The organism is Aerococcus viridans (genome assembly GCF_002871935.1).
Taxonomy (GTDB): Bacteria; Bacillota; Bacilli; order Lactobacillales; family Aerococcaceae; genus Aerococcus; species Aerococcus viridans_B.
Genome location: NZ_PNHQ01000028.1, coordinates 1 through 17,712 on the forward strand (window position 1 = coordinate 1; position 17,712 = coordinate 17,712).

Consider the following 17,712-nt stretch of genomic DNA (forward strand, 5'->3'; position numbering starts at 1 on the left):
CTTTATTTTAGGATTTCATGGCCTTTTTGTATACCCAAAAATAGTGCTGGCGGAAATTCCTAAGAATTTCCCACCAACACTATTTATCATAGAACCAAAAAACTCTAACCAACTGTTAAACCAACTGTTAAACTTAAAAATCCATGAAATTCGAGAACTTTTCAGCGGTATCTTTTCGTTTATTCTTGGTAACGTGCGAATAAACATTTAATGTGGTTTGAATGTTATCTTAAAGATTATTGCTGTTTCATTCTATTCGCAGATTCTCATTAGTATGGTCAAGTTAGATAGCTTACTAAAAAATATATCACTACATGTTTCTATAAGCGAGGTGTTACTTAATATACATAAGAAAATTAACCTTTTGTAAAGATACGTCAGTTTATGCTTATAATTTGAATTATTATGATAAAATAGTTATAAGATAAATGGGAGGTAGAACCATGAAAAAAGTTTATTCAGTTTTAGGTATTTCTTTATTAGCTTTATCATTGACAGCTTGTAATAATGTGGATACTGCATTGGGTATATATTCAGCTGAGACAGTATCTAGTGAAGAAAGCAGTTCTTCTTCAACATCATATGAAAGTGCATCTCTAAATGCTGTAGATTCTGATAGCTCTTCAACTAACGATGCGTCTTCAAAAGAGCCTTCAGATTCAGAAAGTGATGGCGTAGTTGCGTCAAGCGAGGAAACAGGATTAGCTGAGGAAGTTGATACAAGTTCGTCGGTTGCTAGTGAAGCGGCTAATGCGCAGGCAATGACGACTGAAGAAATTGAATCATCAATTATTGCTGCGGAACTGGAAGTGGAATCACAGTCATCTGAAGCTGTACCATCAAGTGAAGTTGAAGCGCAAGATTCAAATGCAACTACTGGACAACCAACAGCTAATCAAGGGGCTTTTGATAACAACCGTGCCCGTGAATTGCTATCTGAAGCAGCACCACTAATTTCTGCAGATTCGCAAGGTGCATATCAGTCTGATGAGTATTTCTTCTTACCAACATTAGTGAATGAAAATTTAGCACAAGTTGATGTTTTCAGACAATCACCAGATGGGCAAGGCCATTCTAATTTAATTGCAACTTATCGTTATGATGCTTATACTGGTACATTAATGGTCATGGATGTAGTGAGTGGTACTTGGCAAAATACAGGACAATAGAATCGCTTAGTGTATACAAATAAATGAAAACTGGTGATTTGAATGATGCTAAAAGGTAGCTGGCATTTATTTAAAAGCACCAGTTTTTATTTGGATCAAATCAAAGAAGAAAACTTGTTTAATGCCTTTAAATTAAGTAGTATTATAAATATAGAATTGAGGTGACAAGAGTGAAAGATAAATTGAAGAATCGTGTTATTCCAATCATTTTGGCTTCGGTTAATCAGGCAAATATTGCTGGTAGTGCTGCAGAAATGTCCTATTACTTTTTATTATCCTTGTTTCCATTACTGATGATGATTGCCAACATCATTCCGATGCTCCCTTTTGAACCTGATTCAGTAGTAGCTTTGCTTGAAACGTTATTACCAGATCAAGTAGAGCCAATTATTGTACCTACACTGGAGTCTTATCTATCGTCTGATACAACAAGTGCTTTATCGGTGTCATTTATATTGATTCTTTGGTCAGGGTCAACTGCCTTTGGGACTATGCAAAATGTGCTAAATCGGACTTACGGCATTACAGATAAGCCTAATTTTATTATTACTAGGTTATTTTCATTTGCGATAGCCATCGTATTAGCGATTATTGCTGTAGCGTTGAGTGTGTTATTTGTTTTTGGGCAAACGCTTTTAGAGACTATAAATCAGTTTGTTGATGTACCAATACAATTGTTTGATATATTCACTAGTGTGAAATGGCCGATTCTATTAATCGTATTGATCTTGGCATTTACTTTTATCTATCAATTTATTCCACATCATAAATATGCCATTAAGTTTGCGGTACCAGGTGCGATTGTTGCGACAGTTCTTTCTGCCGTATTATCTAGTGGATTTAGTTTTTATGTTAATAATTTTGGAGGATCTTCTGTTTCTAACGGTACAATCGGCGTATTCATTGTGTTAATGCTTTATCTTTGGTTGACATCGATTGTGTTAATTGCAGGTGCGTTGATTAATCATATTGTGTATCGTTTGAAAAATGTGAAAGAGTTTATCGACTCGAGTCCAAATTATCATACAACAACATCTGTGAACTTCCCGTTTATGGATGAAAAGACAATCGTATTAGGAACATTAAAGCGTCAACCAGGTGATATAACCATAATGGATAATCCTGCGAGACCACAAGTAAATAAAGATTAAAGGGGCGCATTATTTTGGAAAAACGTTCGTCAAATCGACGATTAAAAAAGAAACCAACAAGTAGAGTCGATATCACTATCGTCATATGCGTCATATTGTTAGCTTTAGTGAGTATTGCGACAATTTTTTCAACGACATATTTACAGTACGATTCTGGTTCTTACTCAGCCACTATTATGCAAATCGCTTGGTTTGCAGTAGGAGCGGTAGCTGCTGCTGTTGTGATGCAATTGGATCGGGAAACCTTATATCATTTTGCACCAGCCGCTTATGGTTTAGGATTGATACTTTTGGTTTTGGTGTTAATCTTTTATGACCGAGAACTGGCTGTTTCTAATGGTGCACATTCATGGATCACAATCGGTCCATTGTCTTTGCAACCTTCTGAGTTAATGAAAGTTGCTTATATTATTATGATGGCTTATTTAGTACAAGGCTATAATGATGAAGGACGTAGAGTTGGCGTTGAGGATATGAGCATTGTAGAGCGGGTTAAGTTTGATGGTCGTTTTTTATTAAAATTGACACTCTGGACAATGCCGCCAGTTGCTTTAATTATCGCTCAAAATGACCTAGGGACAACATTGGTTTTCTTGATGATGTTTATTGGCATTATTTTTGTCTCAGGAATCACTTGGTACATTATTTTACCGGCTTTCATATTTTTTGCAGTTATTGCGCTAGTACTGATTATATTAGTAGTTTACCAACGTGACCTATTATATTACTTAGGTTTCCAAGACTATCAATTTGCGCGTATTGACTCATGGTTAAATCCTTTTGGTAATTCAGCAAATGAGTCTTATCAATTGGCCCAAAGCCTAAAAGCTATTGGTTCTGGGGGTATCCTTGGAAAAGGTTTAGGACAATTCCAAGTCCATGTACCGGTTAGAGAGTCGGATATGATTTTTTCAACAATTGGTGAGAATTTTGGTTTTATTGGGGCTAGCTTTGTTGTATTGTTGTACTTTATTTTAATATTCCAAATGATCTCAGTTGCCTTTAGAGCACATGATGCTTTCTATGCTTCAATGGTTTCTGGTGTAGTCATGATGTTTGCCTTCCACATCGTAGAAAATATCGGTATGTCAATTGGATTATTACCACTAACAGGTATACCTTTACCGTTGATATCAGCTGGAGGTACTGCACTGATTACTAGTATGATCAGTATTGGTTTGATTTTATCCATCAAGTATAATGAAGGATTAGAAGAGTCACAGCTGACTAAGAATCCGGTTGTAAGAGCTATTCGTTGGATTAATCGTCTAATACCAAGGCAGATTTTAGATAAACTAACCTAGTATTATCAATCATTTTAGAGGTGAAAAAGTTTGCATAAAGTATATAGTAAAGAAGGCTTATATCTTGAAGAACTTGAGAATGGAGCAATCCGTATCGGCTTATCTGCATACGGGTCTAATGCTGTAGGTGATGTTTCTTACTTTGCATTTTTTGATGATCATGAGCTTATTGAAGGAAAACCTTTTTTCTCAGTAGAGGGATCAAAGGCGGTTACAGATATGTTAGCACCAATATCAGGGAAAATTCTTTCGAAAAATAGCTTACTAGTGGATGAACCAGATATATTGAACGATAGCGATGAGGGTCGAAAATGGCTGGTTATTGTAAACAGTGATCAGAATATTCATTGGAATAGTTTTCTATTAGAAGATCAACCAATTAAAAACTAAAAATTAGAAAGCTGGATCTCGTAGCCAATATTGTAGAGGCTCGCAAAAGTTAGATTTTTGGTCTAACTTTTGCGGGCCTTTATATATGCTTGGTAGAGATCCAGTTTTTTTTACATTAGGGAAAAGAAGTAGGCAATTTCTTCGATAGTATATTTTTTGAGGTATGTGTCAAACTTAGATAAGAAATGGATAACTGCTGAAGCTTTTACATCGTTAACTAATTCCGTATATTTGCTAGGTAGTTCTGCTTCTTTTGTGCCTATAGGGAAATGCTCTTTTATTGATTTTGTCAATTTATGAACAAATGATGGATCACCATTCTCACCAAGTAGGATAGTAGCTATAGAGGCTTCTTTAGAGAAATACGATAGTACATGAAAAAGTACATCATACTTATCTGAGTCTGATAATAATAAATCACCTTGACTGATTATTGTATTTTCTAAATGATTGATAATTTCATTTTCAATCTCTTCCACCAAAGTATATTTGTCATCGAAATAGCGGTAAAATGTTGACCGATTTAATCCAGCCTCTTTCACGATATTTGCAATGGTAATCGTATTAAATGATTGAGTTTCCATCAACGAAATGAGTGCATTTTGAATATTTTGTCGCGTTTGAATGGTTTTACTCGTTTTGGTCATTTGTTCGTCCTTTCAATTTATAAAGCATGCTAGTGATGTATAAGTAAATTTTACCATATTCAAAAAAATAAGACATATTGTCCTATTTTGTTCTAGTCATGAGAAACAATATGTAATAAGCTTAATAGCAGTAAAATTAAAAGGAGTTTTAATAAATGTTAGAACTAAAGAATCTAAGGAAAACTTATCAAGTTGGTGAAACAGTAACACATGCGTTAAATGATGTTTCGCTAGCTTTTAGAAAACAAGAATTTGTTGCAATACTAGGTCCCTCTGGTTCCGGAAAGACCACATTACTGAATGTAATTGGCGGATTAGACCGATATGACTCGGGAGATATGGTGATTAATGGCCAATCAACTAAAAATTTTAAAGATTTAGATTGGGATGCGTATCGTAATAATTCAATTGGATTTATTTTCCAATCTTATAATATTATCAGTCATTTAGATGTATTGAGTAATGTTGAATTAGGGATGACGTTGTCTGGTGTGGCAAAGGAAGAAAAACGAGAAAAAGCTAAACGTGCGCTAATTCGTGTAGGCCTTGAAGATCATATACATAAACAACCCAATCAACTGTCTGGAGGTCAAATGCAACGTGTGGCAATTGCACGGGCTTTAGCTAATGATCCTGATGTATTATTATGTGATGAACCAACTGGAGCTCTAGACTCTGAAACTGGCCAACAAATCATGGATTTGATACAGGATTTGTCTACTGAAAAATTGGTGATTATGGTTACTCATGATGGAGAGTTGGCTAACCAATACGCGGATCGTATTATCAATTTTAAAGACGGTAAAGTAATCAATGACTCCAATGCATACGATAATGAAGATGTAGGCGCTACTTTAGATATGCGTCGAACTGGCATGTCCTATTTAACTGCGCTAAATCTCTCTTTTAAAAATATTATGACAAAAAAAGGGCGGACATTTATCACGTCTTTTGCTTCAAGTATTGGTATTATTTCAATTGCTGTTGTACTCTCTCTTTCAAATGGTTTTCAAAAACAAATCGATTCTACTCAAGCTGAAACCAGTGCGCAATTTCCAGTCACTATTTCTCAAGTAGCACAAGATACTTCTAATTTTACAACGTCTTCTGAGGAAGAAACTGAATATCCAAGTGAAGATATAGTGATTGCTAACGAGGATCCAGCTTCAGCTGGACAACACGAGAATGATATTACTGATGACCTTGTGCAATACGTAAATGATATTGATCCTCAATTGATTGAAGCTTTAAACTATACCTATTCAGCACAGTTAAATCTACTACGTGACGTAGATGGTGAAGTTCAGCAAGTTGCTTTCTCAAATTATGATCAAGATTCAGCTACTAGTGACATCCAAAGTTTCTATGCGACTTCTTCTGGTATGGGTGCTTCTACATTTCCAGAAGCTACTTCAGGTAATGAGAATGCCTTTTTTTCAGAAAACTATGATGTGCTTCAAGGGGAGTTGCCTACGGAAGAAACAGATCTTGTATTAGTAGTTGATGAGTATAATAAAGTCAATATCAATGCCTTGAATAATTTAGGCTTTGATTATGAAAATGGTGATGAAATTGCCTTCGATGATATCATCGGTACAGAAGTTGTCCTTGCGGCTAATGATGCTTATTATCAAAAGTTGCCTTCAGGTACTTTCATTCCTAATCAAGATTTGAATGATGTCTATAATAACGATAACAATCAAACCCTTCGTGTGTCAGCTGTTATCCGACCAAAAGAGGATGCAACGATGGCTATTTTAACAGAGGGGATTAATTATTCGAATGCTTTAACAGAGTCAATAATTAAAAGTAATCAAGATTCAGCTATTGTCCAAGCACAAAATGATAGTGATCATTCAGTATTAACAGGTGAAACGCTAGACGATGCAGGTAAAGAACAAGTTCTAACAGCGCTTGGTGCGAATCCTATTCCATCATCCATTATGATTTACCCTAAAAACTTTGAGACAAAAGATGAGGTACTGTCATATCTGGATGCTTATAACGAAGGTAAGTCAGAAGATGAGAAAGTTTTATATACAGACTTAGCCGGCACGGTGACAGAATTAACTGGCGGTATCATGAATGCGACAACATATGTATTAGTGGCTTTCGCTGCGATTTCATTAGTGACTTCAATGATTATGATTGGGATTATTACATACACGTCAGTGTTAGAGCGTACGAAAGAAATTGGTGTATTAAAGGCACTAGGCGCTCGAAAAAAAGATATCACGCGTGTATTTGACTCGGAAACACTCATTTTAGGTTTCTTGTCTGGATTAATTGGGGTTGGGACGGCTTACTTATTAACGTTCCCAATTAATATATTAATTGAATCATTAACTGACTTGAAAAATGTGGCAGTATTAGACCCAGTGCATGCAGTGACTTTATTAATTATCTCAACTATTTTAACTGTTTTAGGTGGTCATATTCCAGCTCGTATAGCAGCGAAAAAAGATGCTGCTGAAGCGCTACGTGCTGACTAGTCGTTTTTTTAAAAAAAAGAATATAAAATAATCCTCCTAGGTCTAATGTGAATAGCATGAAACTTAGGAGAATTTTTATATATAGATATATTTATTGATTTTCTTTCGCTTTTGCATAGTTTTCATATACTTGATTGGCATCAATATTTTGTGCCCATACTGGTGTATATGTCGTGTCTACAGTTTTGGCAAATTCATCGGTTTCAGGTGACATATAAGCATTCACAACGGTTTGTAGGTTTGGGTCTTCTAGTTCATCACCTCTAACAGCGATAGATAAGAAATACTCGGGTGGTGTTTGCTCAGGGTCTTCCAAAGCAATCGCATCATCAGCAGTTAAGCCAGCATCTACAAAGTAAGAAGTTGATGAAACAGCTAAATCTAAATCAACTAATGACCGTGGTAATTGAGCAGCTGGCATATAAGTGAATTGGATTTTTTTTGGATTACTAATGATATCTGCTTCAGTGGGAAAAGTTCCTGCACTATCATCTAGAGTAATTAAACCAATGGCATCTAGAAAGTTGAAAATATAACCTATACTAACAGCATCATCGTTTAATCCAATCTCAGCATGCTCAGGTATATCGTCAACCGTTTTTACTGAATCATCACTAGCAAATAGCCCTAATAGAGAAGCACGTGAGAAGGCGATAGGACGAATATTACTATTTTGTTCTTGGTTGAAAGTATACATAAAGGGAATGTATTGGAAGTTATTTAAGTCAATCTCGCCTTCAGCTAACGCGGTATTAGCAGCAGTAAAATCGCTAAAAAGGACTACATCTAGGTTGATATTACTCCCATTTTCAGCCAAACGCTCAGCAACAGATGTCCAAATATCTTCAGTGATAGAAGATACAACACCGACTTTTAAATTGACTACTTCATCATTATTATTTACTTCACTTGTAGTTTGGCTTGTAGTAGGGTCATCATTGTTTGCACTTTCCGAATAGTTGGTCATACCACATGCTACTAGAAAGGGTATTAATAAAACCCATAATAATTTACCAAATTTCATAAAAATCCTCCCATATTCTGTTATAGTTTAATTTTAAATCTATTACACTCTAAATTAATATACTATAAAAAGAAAGCGATTTAAACAACTAAAAATTATGGAACCACTTGAATATAGGTAGCATATTCGCATCTTCATTATCTGTCATCATTTCTGGATGCCACTGTATCCCTAATATATTGTATGTTGATTTGCTCTTATCCACTTCATAAGCTTCGATTACACCATCATTAGCCCAAGCTGTGGCCTTAAGCAACGGCGATAAGTCTTCTATTACTTGGTGGTGATAAGTATTGATGAGCAATGTTTTAGGATTGTCAAAAAGATTACTAATAATTGAGCCTTTTTCCAATTGTATAGAGTGGTGAGGAAAGTGCATACGACTCCAATTCTGGATGTGCTGTACAGCATTTGCTTGACCGATAGGATACTCACTTAAGTCTTGATAAATGGTACCATTCAATAAAATGTTAATTAACTGGAAACCACGACAAATAGCTAAGATAGGAATATTCTTCTTGGTTGCTGCTTCAAATAGCGCACGCTCCCATCGATCACGTGGCGGATAGACACTTTGCAACTTTGGAGAAGGTTCACGACCATATAATAGCGGGGAAACGTCTTGCCCCCCAGTAAATACTAAACCATCTAGATTAGCAACGTATTGTTCAGCCAAGGCTAAGTCTTCTTGTAATGGGATAATAATTGGCATATGGCCCGCCATAGTTAATGATTTACTATAACCATGCGGACTATAGTCACGCATAAATTCATCCCAATCATGATCAAGGGCGTTATGGTTCCCAGTAACGCCGATAATGCGTTTATAAGTGGATATCTTATTATTCATACTGTCACTCCAAACTTTGATTTCTACCTATTATACCAACAAAGATAGGAGGAGGGTCAACTTAGACTACTTATACTCATTGATATATGAAAAGAATTAAAAGTGATCGTAAATAAGTGTTGAAATTCAAGCTAGAAACTTCGCTAATTGCGAAGTTGAATGGTATATTGATTGTAATATCCTAAAGAAAGTGGGAATTAAAGATGAGTTTGTCCGTTAACTTACCCAGTTTTACTATAGGACCGGATGCCTATCAAGAAATAAAAAAATATACAGGTTTTATTGGTGAAAAAGTCGCCATCATAGGAGGTAAAACTGCCTTAGAAAAAAGTTTACCACGTTTACAACCGGAGATTGAGAAGTGTGGTTTAACCATTACAGCGATTGAATGGTATGGTGGTGAAGCATCGTATAGTAATATCGAACATTTAGTAAGTTTAGAACAAGTTCAGGCAGCAGATATGATTTTTGCGATAGGTGGTGGTCGCGCCATTGATACAGGAAAAACAGTCGCTGATAAACTAGATAAACCAGTTTTTACTTTCCCAACAATCGCTTCGAATTGTGCGCCAACATCAGCTGTATGTGTCTTATACCATGATAATCATGAATCTGCGGGTTCCTATAGACTTGATATCCCAGCAGTGCATTCGTTTGCAGATTCAACTATCATTGCACAAGCACCTGAGAAGTATATTTGGGCAGGTATTGGAGATGCGATTTCTAAGGAAGTTGAAGCCACTTTTTCAGCCGAAGGTAGAGAGTTAGCCTACAAAAATACGCTAGGCGTTCATATCGTTCAAGGCACTAATCAACGTATCATGGAAAATGGTTTAGCCGCTATTGAAGCTGCTAAAGCGCATAAGGAGTCTCTAGCAATTGATAATATTTTATTTGAAACTCTTGGGACAACTTCATATACTTCAGTTCTGGTAGATCACGACTATAATGGTCATTTCGCACATTCATTCTACTATGGTGTAACAGTATTACCACAAGGTAAGAATCATTTGCATGGTGAAATTGTTTCTTATGGGGTATTAATTGTCTTACAGTTGGCTAAACAATTTGATCAACTTAAAGCGATTCGCGACTTCATGATCTCTGTAGGATTGCCAACCTCATTAAAATCATTAAGTATTGAAAGTGATGAAGATTTAAGAATAGTTTTAGATAAGGCTTTTACATTAGACCATATTGAAACCTCACCTTTCCCTATTGACCGCAAGATGGTGGAAGATGCTATTAGAGAAGTAGAAAAATTGAATGCATAGAGATTGAACTTGGTTTATAGAAGGTGAGATAACAGTCGTTTAGAATTGGCGCATTTTTGGAAGTATCAAACAATGCTGACTTTTGAAACCCGATGATAAACGTTTTCATATTGCTATGAGAGGCTGAGATATTTTTATCCTTGCTTCTTGTTGATAATGGGATTGTAACATTAAGTGATATATATTTTGCTGTAGCTGCAAGAATCATGATAAAATGAAGATGATAAAGGCGTTTTACATAGGAACAGTCTTTTATATCTAGCGAAAAAGTGATACAATGGATGAATTGTAAAGCAGTTTTTACAAAATGCCTGAACCCTGGTGATAGGTATTTAATTTATGTGCTGAATGAATTGAATGAGATTGTATGAAATTACTCTTATGATACGTAGGTTCATGAAGCAAACTTAATTATATAAATGAAAATAGAAGGCAAGTTAGCATCTAACTAAGTTGATGATTTGTCTTATTTTTCGAGAGGAGAACACTTAATGGACTTAAAAAATCAAGTAGCCCAAGTCATCAAGTCAAATATTGAAACTGAGCTGACCTTAGACCAAATTCAAAATCTGCTAGAAGTACCAAAACATGAAGGACATGGGGATATTGCTTTTCCATGTTTCGTTTTTGCTAAAACATTACGAAAAGCACCGCAAGCCATTGCACAAGACTTAGCGACACAAATGACAGGTGACATTATTGATCACGTTGAAGCTGTTGGACCATACATCAACTTTTTCCTTAATCAAACATTGATAACTCAAGCTATTCTGACAGAAATTTGTGAAGCGGGGAATCATTATGGTGAACTCACAATTGGCCATGGGGAAAATATTACCATTGATATGTCCAGTCCAAATATAGCTAAACCAATGTCAATGGGGCACTTACGTTCAACAGTTATTGGTAATGCTATTGCCAATATCACGGAAAAAGTGGGCTTTAACCCGGTACGAATAAACCACTTAGGTGATTGGGGTACACAATTTGGTAAATTGATTGTGGGTTATAAAAAATGGGGTTCAGAAGAAGCTGTGCGCCAAAATCCAATTAAAGAATTATTAAAATATTATGTTAAATTCCATGAAGAAGCTGAACAAGATGAAAGTCTTGAAGATGAAGGACGTCTATGGTTTAAAAAATTGGAAGACGGCGATCCAGAAGCGTATGAATTATGGAAATGGTTTAAAGAAGAGTCCTTAAAAGAATTCCAACGTGTATATGATATTTTGGGTATCCAATTTGATTCATATAATGGAGAAGCTTTTTACTCTGATAAAATGCCAGCTGTTATTGAAGAGTTAGATAAAAAAGGCTTGTTAAAAGTAGACCGTGGCGCAACTATCGTTGATCTAGAGGCTTATAATTTGAACCCTGCTTTAATTAAAAAATCTGATGGGGCTACTTTATATATCACCCGTGATTTAGCGACAGCCTTATACCGTAAAGATACATATAATTTTGATCAATCACTCTATGCTGTAGGAAATGAACAAAGTAATCATTTCAAACAATTAAAAGCAGTCTTAGAATTAATGGGCTACGATTGGGCAACTGATATTAATCACATTCCATTTGGCTTAATTACACAAAATGGGAAAAAATTGTCTACACGTAAAGGTAATGTTGTTTTATTGGAAGATGTATTAAATGATGCTATTGATTTAGCTTTCAAACAAATTAATGAGAAAAACCCTAATCTGGAAAATAAAGAAGAGGTTGCACATCAAGTTGGTGTTGGTGCAGTAATTTTCCATGACCTTAAAAATGATCGCCTAAATAATTTTGATTTTAATTTAGAAGAAGTTGTCCAATTCGAAGGAGAAACTGGTCCATATGTTCAATATGCGAATGCTCGTGCCCACTCAATTTTACGTAAAGGCAACTTTGATCCTGCTGAAATCTCGCAAATAGCTAACTTCAATTTAGATAGCGACGAAGCTTTCCAAGTATTGAAAGAATTGAACCGTTACCCTGATATTGTTGCTAGTGCATATGAAAAGTATGAACCATCTGTTATTGCTAAATACTTGTTAGCCTTATCTCAACAATTCAATAAATACTATGCACACACACGTATTTTAGTTGAAGATGAACACTTACAATCACGTTTAGCATTAGTTTATGCGCTTACAAAAGTATTAGAGTCTGGGCTAGCTATTCTTGGTGTAGAAGCACCAAATCAAATGTAGTGATGGCTTACTAAAATTAAATGAAATTAAACAAAAAATGTTTTAAAAAGAGAAGGGACATGTTTCCTTTCTTTTTTTATTTACTTATAAATCATATTTCATAGAGAATGTTCATCTTAATCAAAAAAACCGTAAAAAATATTGACTTTAATTGCCTAAGTCCTATAGAATGATAGAAGCATAAAATCCTGTGAAACATTGAGAGCAGACTCGAGATGTGATCACATAATAACAATTGTGTTCTTAGGTCAATTTGCGAATGGCCTTATTTTTTTTGGAAAATAAGGGAAAACAAATTTGAGGGAGATGTGAGTTATGGCAATTAAAGCGAAACCACTTTTATTAGATGTAGAAGAAAAACCATCGTTCGCGAAAGGTTTATTATTGAGTTTTCAACATGTATTTGCAATGTTTGGAGCAACAGTATTGGTGCCGATTCTTTTAGGAATGCCTGTATCTGTTGCTCTTTTTGCGAGCGGAATTGGTACTTTAATTTATCAAGTTGCTACGAAAGCTAAAGTACCTGTATATTTGGGCTCTTCATTTGCTTATATCACAGCTATGCAGATTGCGATTCAACAAATGGGTGGAGATATTTCAGCTGCACAAACTGGCGTGATAATTTCAGGGATTACCTATGTTATAGTGGCGCTTGTCATTCATTTTACTGGGACTAATTGGATTGATAGACTATTACCGCCAATCGTAATCGGTCCTATGATTATGGTTATTGGATTGGGTCTATCTTCTAGTGCAGTAACGAATGCGGGCTTTGTTGAAGATGGTGATATCAGAAGTATTGTAGTTGCTATAGCTACTTTCTTAATTACAGCGATTGTCCAAACAAGAGCTAAAGGTTTCTTTAAGGTAATTCCTTTCTTAGTAGGAATTATTGGTGGTTATATAGTTGCTTTACTACTAGGAATCCTTGATTTTACGCCTGTTATAGAAGCAAATTGGTTTGAATTACCTGATATTTATTTGCCATTTAAAACAAATCACTTTGAATCTTACAACTTATACTTCGGTCCAGAGACTTGGGCAATTGTGCCAATCATTTTGGTTACGATCTCTGAACATATTGGGGACCATACAGTATTAGGTAAAATTCTTGGACGTAATTTCATCAAAAATCCTGGTTTAAGTAGAACGTTAATTGGTGATGGGGTAGCAACAGCTGTATCAGCCTTCATTGGCGGTCCCGCAAATACAACTTACGGTGAAAATACTGGTGTAATTGGTCTAACTAGGGTTGCATCAGTGTCAGTTATTCGGAATGCGGCAATTATTGCCATTATTCTAGCTTTCTTAGGAAAATTCACTGCTTTGATTTCTACTATACCTAATGCGGTTATTGGTGGAATGTCTATTTTGCTATATGGTATTATCGCAAGTAATGGTTTAAAAGTAATGATTGAGGAGCAACTTGATTTCAATCAAGTACGTAATTTAATTATTGCTTCAGCTATGTTAGTTATTGGTTTAGGTGGTGCTGTTATAGATTTAGGTTACCTTACGTTCTCAGGAACTGCTTTATCAGCAATCGTTGGTATCGTATTAAACCAAATTTTACCTGCAGAAGTATCATTCAAACCGAATAAGGACGTAAAATAGTTATTCTATGTAAAGGAAAGGCGGTTTGGACAGAATGTCCGAACCGCCTGTTGTTATATATAGCTTAATCTCTTGAATAATCTTTATTATCACCTTGTAGTTCAGGGTTCGTCTCTACTTCGTGATACATGTTATAGATTGCAAGGATTACAAACAAGAATAAAAAGGCTGTTTGTAACCAAAATATTGTTAAGTCAAACATACCATGTAATAATACGATACTGCAGAAACTACATACTAAGGCTAAACGCCTTCTAAGAATAGGATATTTTCGCATTTGGAGGATTTTTTTACCAAGCGATATGATCGAGGGTAGTAGGATACCGCTACCAACCACACCGTATGAAAGTAAGGTATCTAAGATGATATTGTGCGCGTGTTGGGTATACTTTTCACCGTAATCCTGCCAAACATTTAGATAAGTAAGTGGACCTTGTCCAAACCAAAAGTTATCTCTTAATCCCTTTAAAGCAATTTCCCAAATGACGAATCTGTCCTCAAAAGCAAAACCTAAATCTTCAAATCTTGGAAGAAAACCTAGTTTTATCGAAAGTAGGGTACCGATGCTAGCAGTGAGAAATGTACCAACGGCTATTTTTTTATAACCCAATACGAAATAGAATACAAAGAGCGTACCAATCACCACAAGGAGTGATGTACGAGTTCCAGTATAAATAATCGCGAACAGGTTGCAAAGTGATATGAATAAGAAAACCATTTTTTTGCGGTATTTGGTTGTCCGCATCATTTTGTAAAGACCAATAAAGAAGAAAAATTCTAGCATCATGGCATAGTAATTAGGATTCGCAAAAGTTGCTTCAGCTCTTCCATTATGGATACGATTAATTTCAGGAGATATAAAACTATAATCCCATTCAGGCACCCAATTTAAATATTCAAATGTTGCAAATATAAAAATAATAAATGAACCAATTAAAGCAATGTTTAATAATTCTTCAACAAAATAGGGTCGAATAACTTGCTGGTAATAGTTAAAGTAAATTGCGATTGGAATAAAAGCAATTGATATACCTAATCCTGCCCAGTTTTGAAAGATAAATGAAATCACAGCTGAATAAGCAATAAATACCCATATTGAGGTAGGTACCTCTCGTTTAATGTGCCGGGGCCCAAGAAGTCCTAACATGAATAGAAATATAAATATTACAGCGAATGTAACAAGTGTCATGTAAAACGGAAATAAGTTACTGATAAATAAAATCGCAATCAGTAATGATTGAACTGGCCAGGTTAGTTGAGCTTCTGGTCTATTCACCAAAAGTACACCTCCCTAATATAATCATAGATATCATTATAGCAACTTTTTACCGAAAAAACATATCCAGCCTTTAATATTATTATATTTTTAACACCTTAATATCAAGCAGTATAATTAAAAGATGTCTTGAATAATGATATAATGAGTTATATTAATTGGAGGGACAGATATGGAAAAACTCATTTGGACTGGGCTTGATGAAAAAGATTTCAGATCTTACAAGTCTTGGATCAACAACGGTAGTCCTGGTATTTGTGGTACCTACTGTGCTGCAGTATTAACACATTATACGGTTTTAAGAGATACCAACCATCAAATGGAGAAAAATGACCTTATTGACGCTTTTAAAAAAGTAATTGATGATTACCATCTACATAGTGGTACTTTCTACTGGAATGTAGAGAATGGGTTAAATTCGATATTTAATTTCAAGAACTATCGCGCAAAATCTGGATTATTACCCGATATTGAAGTGCCTAAAATAATTGATCAATACCAATCACCTGTTATTGTAGGTACTTTAAAATATTTAGGGTCCTCTTATAAAAATCATTGGCTACTTGTATATGCTTACGCATATGATGACAAATATGATTTATATTTTAAAGCCTATGATAATCATGGTAATTACAAAGCGATTATTCCTGCTAAACAGACAAATGCCTATATCTATTTGGAACCAATTCAAACATCATCGACAGATGTTTCACTAAAAGAAGAGCCAAATGATTTTACAGAGGATATTACTATAAAGACCAATCAAGCAAGGGTAAATTTTTTAGAAAAGCAGGCTAAAGAATCTGAAGAACGTAAGAAAAAACAAATATTTGGGAAAGAGTGGAAAGAATGGAAAGATATGATTATATAAGTATCGGCGGCGGCAGTGCTGGTATAGCTTCAGCTAACCGCGCAGCTGAATATGGGGCCAAAGCACTAATTATTGAGAAAAGAGATGTGGGTGGCACATGTGTCAACCGAGGTTGTGTGCCTAAAAAGATTTCTTGGCATGGTACAATGTTAAGAGATCAAATCAATGAATATGGTTCTGCATATGGGCTAAATTTCACAGAAGAAGGTCCAGTTGACTATACAACAATGAAAGCTAATAGAGATGCATATATTGACCGTGTCCATAGAGGTTATGCTTCTGGTTTTGAGTCACGTGGTACACATTATTTAGCAGGTGAGGCGAAATTTATCGACAATCATACCGTAGAGGTCGACGGTGTACAATATACAGCACCTCATATTGCCATCGTACCAGGTGGACGTCCTCGTTTAATTGAACTACCAGGTATTGATTTAGTAGATACTTCTGATGATTTCTTTGATTGGGAAACCTTACCAAAAAGTGTCCTTATCATTGGTGCAGGATATGTAGCTACAGAATTCGCAGGTGTCTTAAATGGTTTAGGTGTCAAAACAACTCAAGCTGTTCGACATGATCGACCATTACGTAATTATGATGCATCAATTATTGAAGTTTTAGTTGACGAAATGAAGAGAACTGGCATTGAATTACTGACACAAAGTGATCCTGAGTCAGTCGAAAAATTAGATAATGGTTTGCTCCGTGTAAACTTTAAAAATGGTCACTTTGCTGAAGCCGAAAAAGTGATATATGCTATTGGACGAACACCCAATACGGATAATATCGGTTTGGAGAATACAGATGTCATTTTAACTGAATCAGGACATATCAAAGTTGATGAATACCATCATACTAATGTAGAAGGATTGTATGCTTTTGGTGATGTTATTGGTAAGGTGGACCTCACACCAGTAGCAATTATGGCAGGTAGAACCTTATCAGATACGCTTTTTAATCATGCAGAACCTTACTTACTAGATTATAATACTGTACCAACAGTCATTTTCACTCATCCTGCAATTGGTGCGATTGGTTATTCTGAAGAAGCTGCAAAAGAAATATTTGGCGCAGATCAAGTGAAGGTCTATAATTCAAACTTCACCCCTATGTATTCAGCAGTTTCTGAAAATCGCCAATCTGCACGTTTTAAGTTAATTACACAAGGGCCTGATGAAGTGGTTATTGGTGTTCATGGTATTGGTTATGCAGTTGAAGAAATGATGCAAGGTTTTGCTGTTGGTGTTCGATTAGGTTTAACTAAGAAACAATTTGATCAAACAATTGCTATTCATCCAACAGGGGCAGAAGAATTTGTAACAATGAGGTAGTTAAAAAATAAAGGTTCTGTGTCAAATAGTGTTGGTGACCAAAAATAAATAATCACAGTTATTTTTTTAATTAAGTTTTTAATAAAGGAGGGGTCATGTTTATTTACAAGATAAGCATGGCCCTTTT

At 35.4% G+C, this 17,712-nt stretch carries 15 protein-coding genes; 11 read left to right on the forward strand and 4 right to left on the reverse strand.

Annotated features, from left to right (window positions below; genetic code table 11):
- From CJ191_RS09195 to CJ191_RS08485, 5 genes are all read left to right on the forward strand, one after another.
- The coding region (locus tag CJ191_RS09195) for a hypothetical protein (RefSeq protein WP_219721562.1) at nt 1–211 on the forward strand (211 nt) is incomplete at its 5' end.
- Between the two features lie 232 nt (nt 212–443).
- The gene (locus CJ191_RS08470; protein WP_102199510.1) at nt 444–1,169 is read left to right on the forward strand and encodes a hypothetical protein; all 726 of its coding nucleotides are present in this window, start codon (nt 444–446) and stop codon (nt 1,167–1,169) included.
- A 170-nt stretch (nt 1,170–1,339) separates the two neighbouring features.
- Entirely contained in the window at nt 1,340–2,320 is a 981-nt protein-coding gene (locus CJ191_RS08475; RefSeq protein WP_246819020.1) for a YihY/virulence factor BrkB family protein, read from the forward strand.
- Nucleotides 2,321–2,334: 14 nt separating this feature from the next.
- Nucleotides 2,335–3,624 carry an FtsW/RodA/SpoVE family cell cycle protein gene (locus CJ191_RS08480; protein WP_168125758.1) on the forward strand — a complete coding sequence of 430 codons (1,290 nt, stop codon included), beginning with the start codon at nt 2,335–2,337 and terminating at the stop codon, nt 3,622–3,624.
- 30 nt (nt 3,625–3,654) lie between these two features.
- Nucleotides 3,655–4,014 (forward strand): glycine cleavage system protein H, encoded by a 360-nt coding sequence (locus CJ191_RS08485; RefSeq protein ID WP_070467392.1) that lies wholly within the window; start codon nt 3,655–3,657, stop codon nt 4,012–4,014.
- A gap of 110 nt (nt 4,015–4,124) precedes the next feature.
- On the opposite strand, the gene CJ191_RS08490 is transcribed toward CJ191_RS08485, so the two are convergent.
- A complete protein-coding gene (locus tag CJ191_RS08490; protein ID WP_070467390.1) occupies nt 4,125–4,661 on the reverse strand; it encodes a TetR/AcrR family transcriptional regulator in 537 nt (178 codons plus the stop codon).
- 155 nt (nt 4,662–4,816) lie between these two features.
- Between CJ191_RS08490 and CJ191_RS08495 the strand changes: the two genes are divergently transcribed.
- A complete protein-coding gene (locus CJ191_RS08495) occupies nt 4,817–7,153 on the forward strand; it encodes an ABC transporter ATP-binding protein/permease (RefSeq protein ID WP_070468197.1) in 2,337 nt (778 codons plus the stop codon).
- A 91-nt stretch (nt 7,154–7,244) separates the two neighbouring features.
- Here CJ191_RS08495 and CJ191_RS08500 read toward each other — a convergent pair whose 3' ends face one another.
- Nucleotides 7,245–8,177, reverse strand: coding sequence for a MetQ/NlpA family ABC transporter substrate-binding protein (locus tag CJ191_RS08500; RefSeq protein WP_102199511.1), 933 nt, complete (start codon nt 8,175–8,177; stop codon nt 7,245–7,247).
- 88 nt (nt 8,178–8,265) lie between these two features.
- The gene (locus CJ191_RS08505) at nt 8,266–9,027 is read right to left on the reverse strand and encodes a gamma-glutamyl-gamma-aminobutyrate hydrolase family protein (RefSeq protein WP_102199512.1); all 762 of its coding nucleotides are present in this window, start codon (nt 9,025–9,027) and stop codon (nt 8,266–8,268) included.
- A gap of 203 nt (nt 9,028–9,230) precedes the next feature.
- Here CJ191_RS08505 and CJ191_RS08510 point away from each other — a divergent pair, with 203 nt between their 5' ends.
- From CJ191_RS08510 to CJ191_RS08520, 3 genes are all read left to right on the forward strand, one after another.
- Entirely contained in the window at nt 9,231–10,301 is a 1,071-nt protein-coding gene (locus CJ191_RS08510) for an iron-containing alcohol dehydrogenase family protein (RefSeq protein WP_102199513.1), read from the forward strand.
- Nucleotides 10,302–10,792: 491 nt separating this feature from the next.
- On the forward strand, nt 10,793–12,493 hold the full coding sequence (gene argS / locus CJ191_RS08515) for an arginine--tRNA ligase (RefSeq protein ID WP_102199514.1): 1,701 nt from the start codon (nt 10,793–10,795) through the stop codon (nt 12,491–12,493).
- A gap of 315 nt (nt 12,494–12,808) precedes the next feature.
- A complete protein-coding gene (locus CJ191_RS08520) occupies nt 12,809–14,107 on the forward strand; it encodes a uracil-xanthine permease family protein (protein ID WP_102199515.1) in 1,299 nt (432 codons plus the stop codon).
- A 64-nt stretch (nt 14,108–14,171) separates the two neighbouring features.
- On the opposite strand, the gene CJ191_RS08525 is transcribed toward CJ191_RS08520, so the two are convergent.
- Nucleotides 14,172–15,383, reverse strand: a complete 1,212-nt coding sequence (locus tag CJ191_RS08525; RefSeq protein WP_257994166.1) for an O-antigen ligase family protein — start codon at nt 15,381–15,383, stop codon at nt 14,172–14,174.
- 172 nt (nt 15,384–15,555) lie between these two features.
- Between CJ191_RS08525 and CJ191_RS08530 the strand changes: the two genes are divergently transcribed.
- Nucleotides 15,556–16,254, forward strand: coding sequence for a dihydrolipoamide dehydrogenase (locus CJ191_RS08530; RefSeq protein ID WP_070468699.1), 699 nt, complete (start codon nt 15,556–15,558; stop codon nt 16,252–16,254).
- Nucleotides 16,233–17,585 (forward strand): glutathione-disulfide reductase, encoded by a 1,353-nt coding sequence (gorA, locus tag CJ191_RS08535; RefSeq protein WP_070468701.1) that lies wholly within the window; start codon nt 16,233–16,235, stop codon nt 17,583–17,585. Before CJ191_RS08530 ends, gorA begins: the two co-directional genes overlap by 22 nt.
- Nucleotides 17,586–17,712 lie beyond the last annotated feature (127 nt).